The organism is Pedobacter sp. GR22-6 (assembly GCF_037402555.1).
Lineage (GTDB): Bacteria > Bacteroidota > Bacteroidia > Sphingobacteriales > Sphingobacteriaceae > Pedobacter.
Window position 1 is genome coordinate 511,775 of sequence record NZ_JBBEUC010000002.1, and the last position, 15,726, is coordinate 527,500.

Annotated in this window: 10 protein-coding genes; all 10 read left to right on the forward strand. The window is 45.8% G+C overall.

Annotation, left to right across the window (positions count from 1 at the left end; genetic code table 11):
- Positions 1-67 precede the first annotated feature (67 nt).
- The 10 genes from WAE59_RS09770 (at position 68) to WAE59_RS09815 (ending at position 15,609) form a co-directional block, all read left to right on the forward strand.
- Positions 68-631, forward strand: a complete 564-nt coding sequence (locus WAE59_RS09770; protein ID WP_337855768.1) for an RNA polymerase sigma factor — start codon at positions 68-70, stop codon at positions 629-631.
- 108 nt (positions 632-739) lie between these two features.
- Positions 740-1,885 (forward strand): FecR family protein, encoded by a 1,146-nt coding sequence (locus WAE59_RS09775; RefSeq protein ID WP_337855769.1) that lies wholly within the window; start codon positions 740-742, stop codon positions 1,883-1,885.
- Between the two features lie 111 nt (positions 1,886-1,996).
- Positions 1,997-5,314, forward strand: a complete 3,318-nt coding sequence (locus tag WAE59_RS09780; protein ID WP_337855770.1) for a TonB-dependent receptor — start codon at positions 1,997-1,999, stop codon at positions 5,312-5,314.
- A gap of 11 nt (positions 5,315-5,325) precedes the next feature.
- Positions 5,326-6,741, forward strand: a complete 1,416-nt coding sequence (locus tag WAE59_RS09785; protein ID WP_337855771.1) for a RagB/SusD family nutrient uptake outer membrane protein — start codon at positions 5,326-5,328, stop codon at positions 6,739-6,741.
- 3 nt (positions 6,742-6,744) lie between these two features.
- Positions 6,745-9,309: a zinc-dependent metalloprotease gene (locus WAE59_RS09790; RefSeq protein ID WP_337855772.1), complete on the forward strand. Its 2,565-nt coding sequence runs from the start codon at positions 6,745-6,747 to the stop codon at positions 9,307-9,309.
- Position 9,310: 1 nt separating this feature from the next.
- On the forward strand, positions 9,311-10,426 hold the full coding sequence (locus WAE59_RS09795) for a TlpA disulfide reductase family protein (RefSeq protein WP_337855773.1): 1,116 nt from the start codon (positions 9,311-9,313) through the stop codon (positions 10,424-10,426).
- Between the two features lie 85 nt (positions 10,427-10,511).
- Entirely contained in the window at positions 10,512-11,438 is a 927-nt protein-coding gene (locus tag WAE59_RS09800) for an ABC transporter ATP-binding protein (protein ID WP_337855774.1), read from the forward strand.
- Between the two features lie 2 nt (positions 11,439-11,440).
- Entirely contained in the window at positions 11,441-13,717 is a 2,277-nt protein-coding gene (locus WAE59_RS09805; RefSeq protein ID WP_337855775.1) for a Gldg family protein, read from the forward strand.
- Between the two features lie 15 nt (positions 13,718-13,732).
- A complete protein-coding gene (locus tag WAE59_RS09810; protein WP_337855776.1) occupies positions 13,733-14,983 on the forward strand; it encodes an amidohydrolase family protein in 1,251 nt (416 codons plus the stop codon).
- 311 nt (positions 14,984-15,294) lie between these two features.
- Positions 15,295-15,609: a hypothetical protein gene (locus tag WAE59_RS09815; RefSeq protein ID WP_337855777.1), complete on the forward strand. Its 315-nt coding sequence runs from the start codon at positions 15,295-15,297 to the stop codon at positions 15,607-15,609.
- The last annotated feature ends 117 nt before the right edge of the window (positions 15,610-15,726 follow it).

The following is a 15,726-nucleotide window of genomic DNA, read 5'->3' on the forward strand; positions in this document are numbered from 1 at the left end:
AATTAGCTAAACAACTTCGTATTTTTGAGTAGGTATCACGATTGTTACTAGCATATCGGCCGGATTGGTGAAGGAAACAAATTATAGCGAATTTCAGGATGAGCAACTGAGTGCTTTAATGAAGCAGGGTGACCATGCTGCGTTTACTGAAATCTTCAATCGTTATACCAATTTGCTTTATCTTCATGCCTATAATAAACTGAGGAATGATACCGAGGCCCGTGATGTGGTGCAGGAGATGTTCATTCGATTGTGGGACAAACGGACGCTGATAGATGAAGGAAACAACCTTTCTGGTTATTTATACAGATCGGTCATGAACGGGATCTTCAACCTGTTGAAGCATAAAAAGGTGATAACGAATTACGCCGATGCTTTTAGTCGGGTTCCTTATCAGTCCGGGGGTACGGATCACCTCATCCGGGAGAAGCAGCTCAAAGCATTTATTGAAGCCGAAATTTCTGCACTGCCTCCCCGCATGCGGGCGGTTTTTGAATTGCGCAGAAATGAACACCTATCCAATAAAGAAGTGGCAGAACGCCTGGAGATTACCGAATCTACTGCTGCAGATCAAATGAAAAAGGCCTTGAAAATACTGCGGTCGAAGCTGGGGATGAACCTGGTTCTTTGATTTTATATATTTGTAAATCAGTTGTTTGTATTTTGTTTTTAGAAAAAGATTCAAAGGCTATCCCCAATCTATAGTTCAGCGTTGTATTACACATATACCGAGGGAAAAATGCAAGATCAGGACTTTAAAGAAATTTTAGAAAAGTATACGCAAGGAATAGCCAGTCCTGATGAGGAAGCCTGGCTGGAGCGTGCTTACCTGAACTGGAATGAAGATGAACGTGTAGTTCCTTCGGATGAGGTATTGAATCCCGCCTTGATTGCGATCCGCCAGCAGGTGATGTCGGCAACCAAACCAAGACCGGCAATGGGAATCTGGACCAGGATCAGCACTGCAGCTGCGGTATTGCTGCTCGTCTCTTTGTTGAGCTGGCTATTTATAGATCAGTTTAAAACAGACCAGCATATTGAAATTGTCGCGGGCACCAAAGATATAAAGGCTGGTGCAGACCGTGCAACACTGATCCTGGCTAATGGAAAGGAAATAGACCTGACGAATGCGGCAGATGGACAGTTGTCGGCTGAACAGACAGGTCTGAAGATCACCAAGTCTGCAAATGGCGAACTGACTTATGAATTGTCAGATACCGAAACAACCGCTCAGCAGGTAACACGCTACAATACCATTCGTACCCCCGCCGGAGGGAAATATAAAGTCGTTTTGCAAGACAGCACGCAGGTCTGGCTGAATGCATCCTCCTCACTTACCTATCCTACTTCGTTTGCCAATGCAGATTTCCGTACGGTGGAATTGAAAGGGGAAGGTTATTTCGAAGTGGCGAAATTGCAGAGTGCTGCTAGACATATTCCGTTTATTGTAAAGACGACAGATCAGGAAATACGGGTTTTGGGTACGCATTTCAATGTAAACGCCTACGAAGACGAACGCAGCACAGCCACTACGTTATTAGAAGGAAGTGTGGAGGTCAATGGTCGATTCAAATTGATTCCCGGGCAACAGGCCAGGGGCGAGGGTACTGAGATCAGGCTTAGAAATGTTGTGGCCTCGGATTATGTCGACTGGAAATCCGGTGAATTCAACCTGAACAGTGGAGATTTCAGAACGGTGATGCGTAAAATCGCACGCTGGTATGATGTTGAAATTGTCTATGATGAAACCGCACCGGAGCGGGTCAAAAACCTGGGCGGATGGATTTCCAGAACTAAGAACATCTCTTCGGTTTTAAATATCATGCAGGAAACTGGTAAAGTCCACTTTAAGCTGGAAGGAAGGAGGGTGACTGTAAGTAAATAACTACTACATCATATACCGGCTTAAACTAAAAAACCAGAAGTGCGGGAACACCTCTGGCTGAGTTTGGTTTAAAGCCATTAATTGACAAACTATTCAACTTAAACCATTCAAATGTACAAAATTTATACCATCAAACCGGATGGGCCTTCGGGTCATGTCCAATTAATTCTTCGTGCTATGCGTTTAATAACCATTCTACTATTTGGCGTGATGATGCAGGTAACCGCTGCTTCAGTAGCACAGAAGATTACGATCAGTGAACGCAATGCGGACCTGAGGTCTATATTTAAGTCTATCCGTGCCCAGAGTGGCTACGATTTCGTGTTCGATATGAAGCTGATGGAGACAGCGAAGCCCGTAAGTCTTAATGTTACCGAGGCTAGTCTTGCCGAAACATTGAAGCGTTGTTTTGCCAATCAGGCATTTACCTATACGATCGAAGACAAGACCGTTATTATAAAAGAAAAGTCCTTTCTGGACGATGTGGCTAGCTACTTTCAGGATATTGAGGTCATTGGTACCGTACTGGATGAAAACGGTCAGCCGATGCCGGGTGTAAACGTGAAGGTCAAAGGCAGCAATAAATCTACTACCACAGGTCTCAGCGGACGCTATTATATCCGTACTGACGATAAGAATCCGATTTTGGTGTTCAGTTATGTAGGTTATAAAACTAAGGAAGTGGTCGCAGAAGCAAAGCTCGATGTGAGCATGGCACTCGATCCCGCGAAATTGGATGAAGTGATGGTGATCGGTTACGGTACTACTACAAGACGGTTGTCGACCGGTTCCCAAGCTGGGATTACTGCCAAAGATATCGAAAACCAACCGGTTACCAATGTATTGTCGACTTTGCAAGGCCGATTGCCAGGGGTTTCCGTTGTGCAAAGCAATGGCTTACCTGGTGCGGGCATTACTGTACAGATCAGGGGTGCCAATTCATTAGCCAAGAGTAATTTACCTTTGTTTGTGATCGATGGGGTTCCTTTTCTTTCTACGCCGATCAATACCGCAACTCCGGGAGCTACACTACCTTCCGCAGAAGGTAGTACGAGTCCAATGAACTCGATTAATCCGGCCGATATTGAAAGCATAGACATCCTGAAAGATGCGGATGCCACCGCTATTTATGGCTCAAGAGGTGCAAATGGTGTGGTACTCATCACCACCAAAAAAGGCAAAGCTGGTAAAACGACCTTTGGTGCCAATGTTTCAACGGGTGCTTCCAGGGTGACCAGATTCTTAAAAACGCTCAGTACAGAACGTTATCTGGAGATTCGCAGACAAGCTTTTATCAATGACAACATCGTACCGACTGCCGCGAATGCCCCGGACTTAACCGTTTGGGATCAGAACCTGAATACCGACTTTCAAAAAGAATTTCTGGGGAATACTGCCCGCACCTATGATGCCAATGTGAACCTTTCGGGAGGGGACCAAAGGACCAATTTTTACCTGAGTGGAACCTATCATAAGGAGTATAATGTGTTTCCGGGTAAACAAGGTTATCACCGCGGAGCTGCAAACTTCAGTTTGAACCATAGCTCTGCAGATCAACGTTTTTCACTGGCTTTTTCGACCATCTATTCTGGTGATAAAAACAACATATCGGGTACGGATATGGCCAGCTGGGCATACAGTTTACCACCAAATTATGCCCTGTATAAGGCAGATGGTACTTTGAACTGGTCTACCGCGTTAAATAATCCACTCGGATATCTGCTCCAGACAAACGACAATAAAACTTCGAACCTGCTCAGTAGTCTGACCCCTAAATATACCCTGGCTAAGGGACTGGATGTGAAAGCCACCTTTGGTTATAGCAAAACAGATATGGAGCAAATGTACATACGTCCATTGTCGTCCATGAACCCAACACCGATGTATGGCGCACCTGCTCCAACTACAGGAACGGTAAATAGTGCCTACAACTTTTCAACCAACTACATTATAGAGCCTCAGCTGACCTACAAACGCGACATCTGGAAAGGGAGCCTCGACTTTTTGGCGGGTGGAACATGGCAATACAGACAGTCCAGACAACCGTATTACATCAGTGCATCCGGATTCGTTTCAGACGAGTTCCTGACCAATATCTCTGCAGCTTCTGACCGGTCAATATCCACGGCATCTACCGATTATAAATACACCTCTGTATTTGCCAGAGCTACTTATAATGTTCAAAATAAATACATTACAAATTTCACGTTCCGGCGCGACGGTTCATCCCGTTTCGGCCCCAACAACCGCTTTGGTAATTTTGGTTCAGTAGCGGGTGCATGGGTTTTCTCGGAAGAGCGTTTCCTGAAAGACAAGTTTAAATGGTTTAGCTTCGGTAAACTGAGGGGCAGTTATGGTGTTATCGGTAGTGATGAGATTGGAAATTACCAGTATTATGATAGCTACAGGACAAATACTTATGTATACAATGGTAGCTCCGGCCTGGTACCTAGCCGAATTGCAAACAATGATTATAAATGGGAATCTACACGCAAGCTTGAGCTTGCCCTGGAACTTGGGTTTTTCGAGGACAGGCTATCCCTGACCGCTTCAACCTATAGAAACAGAACCAGTAACCAATTGCTTGATTTCGGAATCAGTGCGCAGGCTGGGTTCTCCAGTTATCAAGCCAACCTTCCGGCTACTATACAAAATTCCGGATGGGAGTTCAGTGCCACCAGCACCAATATCAGGAATAAGGACTTGAGTTGGACATCCTCATTTAACATTACTCAGAACCGCAACAAATTGGTTTCTTTCCCTAATATCGAGAAATCACCTTATTACACCAGGTACGTTGTAGGCTCACCAATGAGTGCTTTCTATTATTACAAATATGATGGCATTAATCCGACCACAGGCTTACCTCAGTTTGCCGATCTCAACAACAGCGGTGCACTGAACAGTGGTTTTTTACCTACTGGTGCAGGCGACCGTTACTACGTGGGTACAGGATATCCTAAATTTTTCGGTGGTGTAAACAACTCAATTACCTATAAAAAGATCAACCTTGATTTTACATTTCAGTTCGTTAAACAGAAAGGACGTAGTTTGATCGCATCTTCATTCTACCCTCCGGGTTTTATGTCCAACACGGCTGCAAACGTAACAGAAGAATATCTTGCTTTGAGTTCTTTGGAGAAACTGGCGACCACGGGATATGCGGCAGCTTATACTGCCTACTCTAATTACAGCTTCTCAGATGCTTCGGTAATAGATGCTTCGTTTATCAGGTTGAAGAACGTAAGTCTGTCTTATACTTTGCCGACAAGCTGGTTGTCCAAGATTAAAGCGCAGAACCTAAGGGTGTACGCACAGGCACAGAATCTGTTAACAATCACCAATTATAAAGGCATTGATCCTGAATCGCAAGGTCTGGCAACTCCTCCCTTGCGTACTATCGTAGCCGGTCTTCAACTTTCATTTTAACCAGGAATTCCATGAAAAAGATTATATATAACTTGACTGTCTTCTGTTTATTTACCGCAACACTGATGAGTACAGGTTGCGAAAAGTTAATAGAAATTGATCCGCCTTTGAATGAAACCTCTTCTACACTGGCTTTTGCAACAGACAATAGTGCGAAAAGTACCATAGCGGGTATGTTTGCTACCCTGGCACAAAGTGCTGCTCAGAACATCAATCTAACCGTGCAGCCCTCGCTGCAGGCAGATGACCTGCGCTATCTTGGTGTAAGTACCCAACCTCTGGAAATCATGAACAACAGCTATACCCGCATAAGCAGCTTGTCTAATGATCATTGGAGTACCTGGTACAACATCATTTATCAGGCGAATCTGATCGTCATCGGGCTGGAAAAATCAAGCACTGTTACACCGGCTTTAAAAACCCGATTAATTGCCGAGGCTAAGTTTGTGCGTGCCTATTCCTACTTCAATTTAGTAAACATGTTTGGCGACGTCCCTTTGATACTGGAAACAGACGTGACCAAGACTGCATTTCAGCCCAGAGAGACTGTAGCAAATATTTACCAACAAATGCTGAAGGATCTTACAGAAGCTAAATCAGGGCTTTTACCAGATTACAGTGCATCCTCTGGCGACCGCAGTGGTGTCAATCAGTTTGCCTGCAGTGCTTTATTGGCCAGGGTGTACCTGTTTGTGGGCCGCTATGCAGATGCCGAAGCCAGTGCTTCGGAAGTGATTGCTTCCAGTCTTTACAAGGTTGTAGAAGCCGCAGATATGGGTACGAAGGTTTTCATAAAAAATAGTACGGAATGCATCTGGCAATTGTCGCCGCCATTGACTGCTACCAACCAGTACACTGCTGAAGCAGGTACACTGTTGCCCTCTACTTATACTGTAGCAAATATTCAGTACAGGATAAGTAAAGATTTAACTGACCGCTTTGCGCTGACAGACCTGCGTTACCTGCGCTGGATGAACAATGTGACAATCGGAACAGAGGTTTATAGCCTCCCTTTTAAGTACAAATACCGCACCAATGCGCTTGCACTAGCGGCCAACGTGGCTGAGCAAACCCTGATCCTGCGCCTTGCAGAGCAATACCTGATTCGTGCCGAAGCCAGGGCCAGAATTGGAACAAACCTCAGCGGTGCGAGGGATGACATGAATGTGATCCGCAGCCGCGCCCAGGCTGCATTGAGCACCAGCACGGTGCAGAATACCTTGCTGGAGGAGATCGCACTGGAAAACCGCAAAGAGTTTTTCGTTGAGCAAGGTTTCCGTTGGTTTAACCTGAAACGTACCGGTCAGGCCGATGCGGTAATTGGGGCAATAAAGCCAACTTATAAACCTACAGCGAAGTTGCTGCCCATTCCGATGGTCGCTACAGATGCCAATCCTAACCTTACTCAAAACGAAGGATACCTTTAATTTATGATCAATAATATGAACAACAAAGCCAGGCTTTTTAGCCTGGCTATTGCTACCCTTTTGCTTAGTGCCGGACTACATTCCTGTGCGCTTTTCAAGGCTAAGAAGTCGAAAAAAAAGGCTGCCGCCTCCATTTCAGCGACTGCAGTAAAACCTAAAGCCGATAGCCTCAAGAATACCCTGAAGCCTTACAAGGAGGTCATTACGGCGAAGGCAGTAACGCAAAATGGGCTAATGACAGTTCACAAGCTGGCTGAAAAATACTTTTTTGAAATCCCTAAAAAACTCCTGAAAAAAGAAATTCTGGTCGTTACACGCCTTAGCGGTTCTACTCCCGGAGCTGGCAATTTCGGTGGAGAAGAGGTAGGCAGAAGAATGATCTACTGGGAGCAGGGACCGGATAATAAATTGTTCTTACGTGTGGCTGCTTTGGTCAGCGTAGCAGATTCTACAGATATGATCTCAAAAGCAGTGAGCAATTCAAACATCAATCCCATTACTGCAGCATTTCCTATAAGAGCTTTAGGCAAAGACTCGGCTTCTTTGGTGATCGATGTTACTGATTTCCTGCTGAGCGAAAATCTGCTTATGGCCTTCGATCCGGAAAGTAAGAAAAGCTACGGATTGGCTGCACAGGCTACAGACCGCTCCTATATCGCAAGTGTAAAGACATTTCCGATCAATACGGAAATCAAAACCATGCGTACTTACAATTCGATAGCGGGACCACTTCCCGCTACTAGTGAGGCCGGAGCGGTGACTTTAGAGATGAACAGTTCATTTATACTCTTGCCGGAAAATCCGATGCGCAAGCGTTACTATGACCCGAGGGTGGGTTACTTCGCGAGTGGTTATTACAAGTTCTCCGATGACCAGCAGGCCGTAAAAACCGAGGGATTTGTACACCGCTGGAGACTGGAAGTAAAGGATGAAGATCAGGAGAAATTCAGACGAGGCGAATTGGTAGAACCCAAAAAGCAAATCGTTTATTACATCGATCCCGCAACACCAAAAAAATGGCGTCCTTTCCTGATCGCAGGAATTAACGACTGGCAAAAGGCATTTGAGCAAGCTGGCTTCAAAAATGCCATCGTAGGAAAAGAATGGCCGGAAAATGATAGCACCATGAGCCTGGATGATGCCCGCTTCTCGGTGATCCGTTATTTCGCTTCACCAAAAGCAAATGCCTACGGACCAAATGTGGCCGATCCCAGAACTGGTGAAATCCTGGAAAGCCATATCGGCTGGTACCATAACGTGATGACCCTGGTGCACAACTGGTATATGGTGCAATGTGCAGCAGTAGACCCGCGTGCACGCAAAAACAAGTTTGATGACGAGTTGATGGGTCAATTAATCCGTTTCGTTTCCTCCCACGAGGTAGGACATACCTTGGGCCTACGCCATAATATGGGCGCGAGCAGCACTGTGCCGGTAGAAAAACTGAGAGACAAAGCATGGGTAGAAGCACACGGACACACACCTTCGATCATGGATTACGCCCGTTTCAACTATGTGGCGCAACCGGAAGACGGAATCACCGAGAAAGGATTGTTCCCACGGATCAATGATTACGACAAATGGGCCATCCAATGGGGTTACCGTCCGATTTTAGATACCCGGGATGCCGAGGCGGAACGTAAAATTTTGAACGTCATCACTAAGGACAGCCTGGCCAACAATAAGCGGCTGTGGTTTGGTGGCGAAGGCAAGGATTATGATCCGCGTTCGCAGTCTGAGGATTTGGGCGATGATGCCATCAAAGCAAGTTTGTATGGAATCAAGAACCTGAAACGCATTGTGCCGAACCTGATCAACTGGACAAGGGAAGATGGAGAAAGTTACACGCAGTTAAAAACCATGTATAAAGAAGTGGTAGGTCAGCTGGACCGTTATGCCTTCCATGTCATGAAAAATATGGGCGGTGTAATGACGACAGAAAAAACTTACGACCAGGCTGGCGCTGTATATCAGCCGGTAAGTCTGGCGAAACAAAAGGAAGCCATCAAATTCTTTAATGAGCAGATCTTCAAAACCCCAACCTGGTTGCTGGACAAGCAGATATTGAATAAAATAGATCCTGGATACAGTTTCAATGAAGTACAGAAATTGCAACAAGGGATAGTCGGCGCCGTAACTTCACAAAGCCGGTTATACCGCATGATCGTTAATCAGAGGGACTATGGGAAAGGTGCTTATTCTCCCGCTGAGTGGTTGAATGATCTTAAGAAAGGGATATTTACGGAACTGCCTACAGGTGCCTCAGCTGATGAGTACCGCAGGGCGCTACAAAAGATGTATGTGGGTAGCATTATTACGATGTACAATAAGCGATTTGCTTTACAGGGATCAACGGATAATATTCTGGCTTCCGTAACGCCAACTGATGTGCTTTTGTATTCGAATGTCAAAGCACTAGCTTTTGCGCACCTCAAAGATCTGCGGAAGGAGATCGGTGCAGGTATTGGTAGAACAGCAGATAGAGATACTAAGATTCACCTGGAATACCTAAAACAGATGCTGGATAAGATCGTGAATGAATCGCCGATACCAGGATTAAATTACTGATATGTTTGTTTACAGAAAATACCTAAAGCATATTTTAGCAGGATCAGCCTGTACCACTGCTGCCTTGCTGATGGGCTTTGTTGAAAGCGCGCAAAGGCCTGCTGCAAGTTATGTCATTACAGCCAATATCAAAGCCCAGGAGGGAACACGTTTTTTCCTGAGCTATTTGTACGGCGGCAAAGCCTTCAAGGATTCAACAATATACCAAAATGGGCAGGTCGTATTCCGTGGCCAATTGCCGGAGCCGCTGATCTGTACGCTTAGCAATTCGCAGAATCAGCAACTTCGGATCTTTATTGCCGAAAATACCCAATTGTCATTCTCCGGGAGTATGAATCAATTGTTCGATCTGAAACTCAAAGGCGGTATTCAGGACAGTTTGTATCGGATTTACAATGCCGGTTATGGCCAGATCTCGCAAGAATTTAGAAAAGACCTGGAAAAGAGCGGAGCCGGGCGAAAAGACCATGCTAGTCCGGCTTACCTCCGCTATCGGGAGCGTGTAGATAGCCTCTTAAACAGCTTTGTGCATACTTATGCCAGCAGTACTGCGGCTGCGCTAGCCATCATAGACAGCTATGTAACCAATCCAGATCGTAAGGCTGCAGCTAAAGCCTATACCTGGCTGAGCAATAAAGGGAAACAGGGTTTCTATGCGAAGAGGATACAGCAGTTTTCCAGTGCAGATGTACGTTTGTCGGTCGGCAATACAGTTCCTGATTTCAACCTGCCCGATCTGCAAGGAAAGAAACATCATCTTTCGGACTTCAGGGGCAAATATGTATTCCTGGATTTTTGGGCCAGCTGGTGTCCGCCTTGCAGGGCTGAACATCCCATGTTGCGTGCTTTGCACAAAAAATATGGTGATGATCAGATCCAGTTCCTCAGTGTTTCTATGGACTCTTCAGATCCGGCATGGCGTAAGGCTGTGGCCGACGACCAGTTGACCTGGTTGCAGCTGGGAGACCCTCAGGCACTGAGCGGTCCACTTGCCGACATCTATGGCATTAAGAGTTTACCAGCCAGTTTTCTGCTGGATAAAAACGGAAAAATCATTGCCAGCCACCTTCGTGGTGAGGCACTGGCCGAAAAGATAAGAACCCTATTAGGTAGTTAATAATTAAAAACGCAGCTGGTGGATGCCGCTGCGTTTTTTATAAAAGCTCAGCCACACATTTATAAGAACCACAATTCTCAACCGAATGGACAATAAGATTGTAAAAATAACCAACCTTTCCCACCGCTACGGAACCGCATGGGCCATCCGCGACATCAATTTCGAGATCAATGAACTGGGTGTACTCGGTTTACTCGGATCCAACGGGGCGGGTAAGTCAACCACCATGAACATCATGTGCGGTGTACTGAACCAGACCGAAGGCAGCGTAGAAGTCGGCGGCTACAACATGAACCAGGATCCGATTGCTGCCAAAAAGCTTATCGGCTTCCTCCCGCAAAATGCACCACTGTACATGGACCTCACGGTAAAAGAATACCTTACCCAATGTGCTTTCCTGCGCCTCATAGATGCCAAAAAGGTACCTGCAGCAGTAGACAAGGCTATGGGCAAATGCGGTGTGTCGCATTTCAAAAACCGGCTCATTTCGAACCTCTCCGGAGGTTACAAGCAGCGGGTGGGCATTGCTCAGGCGATCATTCACGAGCCCAAGCTGGTGGTGCTGGACGAACCAACAAACGGACTGGATCCCAACCAGATCTTTGAAGTTCGCAAGCTCATCAAAGAAGTAGGGGAAGAGAAGGCAGTCATATTTTCCTCGCATATCCTTTCGGAAATTCAGGCCACTTGTAGTCAGGTCAAAATGATAGAGAGCGGAACGATGGTGTTTTCCGATACCATGGATGCCTTTGACAGTTACATTGAACCCGATAGCTTGATTATGACCTTGCTTCAGCCGCCCGCAGTAAGTGCAATAGAAAGCCTGAGTGGGGTGAATGCGGTAGAAGTGCTGAGTACTACTAAGTTCAGGGTTCGTTTTGATGCAGGACAGGAGATCAGCGAACGTCTCATTCAGATCAGTACCGATCAAGGCTGGCGCATGCGCGAGATCAGCCTGGAAAAAAGTTCGCTGGATCAGATTTTCGCACAATTATCAAATAAAAAGTCTTAGACATGAAAAATATATTAAGGATTGCACGCATCGAGCTTAGTCAATTGTTCTACTCACCCGTGGCCTGGATTGTACTATTGGTATTTATTTTCCAGGCAGGCTGGCAGTACATTTCGCTTTTGGAGCGTATGGAGACCGCACAGCAACTGGGCCAGCAGTCGGGAAACCTGACCAACTGGTTTTTTGCTGGCTTCCGCAGTTTATATCCAAAAATGCAGGAGTACCTATACCTGTACATCCCACTGCTCAGCATGGGGCTCATCAGCCGCGAAACCCATAGCGGATCCATCAAATTGCTCTATTCTTCGCCGATTAGGGTGATGGACATTGTGATGGGAAAATACCTGGCTATGATCAGTTATTGTTTCATGCTCATCAGTGTACTATTGGGGATCGGAGTGATTTCATTATTTACCATCGACCAGGCAGATTTCTCCTTTATCCTCTCGGGGATCATCGGCTTGTATCTGCTGATCTGTGCCTATTCGGCCATCGGTTTATTCATGTCTAGTCTCACCAGTTATCAGGTCGTGGCAGCCATCAGCACCCTGGTCGTACTCGCTGCGCTAAACTTTATCGGCAGCCTATGGCAGGACATCAATTTTGTACGTGACATTACCTATTTCCTGTCCATGTCGGGCAGGGCCGAAGAATCGATCAACGGACTGCTGGCCAGTAATGACATCTTTTATTTCCTGATTGTTATTGCCCTGTTCATTGGATTGACATTATTTAAGCTCGAGTTTGAACGCAGGACCATTTCCCTACCTGCTAAACTGGTTCGCTACCTTGCACTGTTGTCATGTATGCTGCTATTTGGCTATTTGAGTTCAAGGCCACAATTTATCTTTTATAAAGACATGACTGCTACGGCTAGCCGTACGCTTACTGCAGAAAGTAAAGCGCTGATCGATCAGATCGATGCCCCGGTAGTGATTACAACTTATGTAAACCTACTGGACGAAAACTACTTCTTTGGCCTGCCTGCCTACCAGAACAGCGACAAGCGTATTTTCGACATGTATTATCGCTTCCTGCCACACATGCGTATGGAGTATGTATTCTTCTGGGCACACTCAGAAAATGTTCGTCTTTATGAGGGAAATCCGGGTTTAAATGATGAGCAGCTGGCGAAAAAAATGGCCACTACCCACCACCTGAACTTCGATGAAATCCTGCGTCCGGAGGAGATCAGCAAACTGATCGATTTGAAAGCGGAGCGTAACCGGTCAGTGCGTACAGTTTCCTACAAAGGTAAAACCACTTTTCTGCGTATTTATGACGACATGTTTAAGCAGCCCGGAGAAAAAGAAATCACTGCTGCTTTCAAACGGTTGGTGGTCAATTCGCCTAGAGTTGGCTTCGTGAGTGGCCATAGCGAGCGGGACATCAATCGTTCCGGAGACCGGGATTACAAAGTTTCTACCAGGGAGATTAGTTTCCGTTATTCCCTGGTCAACCAGGGCTTTGAAGTGCAGGAAATCTCTTTGAAAGATCCTGGACTGAATAAAAAGATAGATATTCTCGTCCTTGCCGATGCGCTGACAGCTTATGACGCAACCGAAATCCAGCAGCTGGATAGCTACATAAAGCATGGCGGCAACCTTTTGATAGCGGCAGAACCAGGGACACAGGCCATTTCTAATCCCGTACTGAACTTGTTGGGGCTTTCCCTTCAAGAGGGACTGTTGGTACAGAAAAGTGCCAATTTTGAGCCAGCCTTTATCTTGAGCAGCTTAGCCAATAAAAATTGGTCTCAACTGGTAGAGAACACTGTTTTTGCCAAACGGGATAGCGCAACAGTAACGACACCGACAGCGGCACCGATTCAAATGGAGGCCAATCTGGGCTTTGAACTACAGCCCATACTACAGACACAATCCGCAAATACCTGGTTGCAGCCAAGTCTGGTAGTGGATAAGACAAAAGCACTGGTAGATTCCCGTGCTAATAGCGACAGAAATCCTTATACCACAGCCTTTGCCATGCGCAAAAAGGAACAACGTATTTTTGTGATCGGAGATGCCGATTTCATGAGCAATGCTGAGTTGAGCCGGCAGAACTCCAATTCGCTGAACTTCTCCTTTGTCACTGAACTCTTCCGCTGGCTGAGTATGGATCAGTTTCCTATTGATACCACAAGAGAAGAGCCCAAAGACAATAAACTTACGATCAACAATAGCCAGTTGAGCTGGATCCGTTGGGGACTACTGGGCTTTCTCCCGGGTCTCATTGCACTTTCAGTATCCTGGATGTTGATTTCTCGAAAAAGAAGATAAGGAAAAAACAGCATTATGAAAAAATACCCGATGTTAATGTTGATTGCCCTGTTTGGGCTGATCACGAAGTCTGGCAAGGCGAGCGCGCATTCTGCCGGGCCAATAGATACCACCACACTTATTTTGACCAATGCCAATATACTTGATGCCAAGGGAGCTCATTTCATCAAAGGAAAGCACCTCGTCATATCAGACGGTAAAATTCGCAGTTTGACCACATCCCTGAAAAAATGGAAAGGCGCCAGGGTGATCGACCTTCAGGGAAAATACATCATCCCAGGCCTGATCGATGCACACGTTCACGTCACTGCCAACAGGAAGAATAACATTGAAAATACCTATAGTCACCTGAACTATTTCCTGCGGCATGGCATCACTTCTGTAAGAGATGCAGCCGGAGACGGCAGCGCACTTCGTCTGGCACAGGAAGAGATCCGGCTGGGTAAACGTTCCGGATCGGATGTTTACTTCGCGGCGTTCATGGCCGGCGATTGGTATTTCAACAGAGATCAGCACCTGAGGAAGGAGCCCTATCAGCCCTGGGAGCAATTATTGACACCGGCAACTGATCTGGACAGCGCAATGGCTGCCGCTAAAGCTTGCGGTGCTACAGGGGTAAAACTGTACCATTCTTTCGATAAGGATTTTCTGCCAAAAGTGATTGCAGCGGCCAAGAGGCATGGTTTAAAAACCTGGGGGCATACGATGATGTATCCTGCAAAGCCAATTGAGGTGGTAGGGGCAGGTCTGGAAGTGCTTTCTCATGTTTCAATGCTGGAGAACCTGACCACTGATACCTTGTTCTTTAGAAGGAAGACCAGTTTGGCCTATAAGGACAGCGTAATCGCCCAGTTGTATATCAGCACTTTTTGCAGGATGATGAAAAAGAAAAAAGCGATTCTTGATGCGACATTGTGTGTTTCAGAAGAACGCGATCCATGGGTCTTCCCTTTGCTGAAACGGGTCCATGCGGCCGGTGTGGAGATTGCCGCAGGGACTGACCAGATCGTAGATGTCAACAGACCTTATCCGCGCTTACTGGACGAACTGAGGTATTTTGTGGAGCAATGCGGATTCACTAATGCTGAAGCTATACGTTCCGCTACCATTACAGGAGCCAAAGTGGTTGGACAAGAAAAGCACATTGGCTCCATAGAAAAGGGAAAGCAAGCGGATATCATTGTATTAAATGGGGATCCGCTTCAGAATATTGCTGAACTGAGAAACATTCAAATGGTGATTAAATCCGGAAAGATCAGACTGTAGTTAAAGATGCGTTTGGGTCTGCGATATAACTGGAATATGTTTGCGATATGTTTGCATTATACCAGGGTATCGCAAATATATTCCAATTATCTTGATGATATATTGCAGATCCCTTCCGGAAGCAAAGGGAACCTTAGCCTTTAGGCTGTTTGACCTCTCTCCCTATGGGAGAGATCTCCTGTTAGGGGGAGAGAGGGGCGTATGATATACAGGGAAAATAACTAAAGATATCCGGTTATTTTGGTGATATTTTTTGCAATTCTATATATTTTCGTCGAAAACATTTTAAAAGTTTGTTAAAAGGAATTGTTATGATGAGTCAACTTACAATATGTAGTTTTACCGATATCTTGTCTTTGTTCCCTACTGAAAAGGGCGAAAGAAAGCGTCCTATATATGATAATTACAGACCGTCTTTTTCCTTCAATTCTATAAATCATTTTTCTGGGGAGATTTCTTTTCCCGGTTTGGATGAATTGAAACCAGGAGAAACTGCAACTGCGAAAGTGAAGCTGTTGCCATCAAAGCACGTTAGTCACCATTTAAAAGTTGGAGACTCCTTCTCCTTGTTGGAAGGACGGAAGGTGGTTGGCACAGGTGTAATCCAGGAGATCGAAAAGATATAGGTTTTGAGCTAAAATCCCTCTCTCCCCTAAAGGGGATCTCTTCCAAAGGGAGAGAGGGAGATTCGACAAGCATGTTTGCTTTTTATGAAAAGATTTGTAATCTTGGCCGACCAAGAT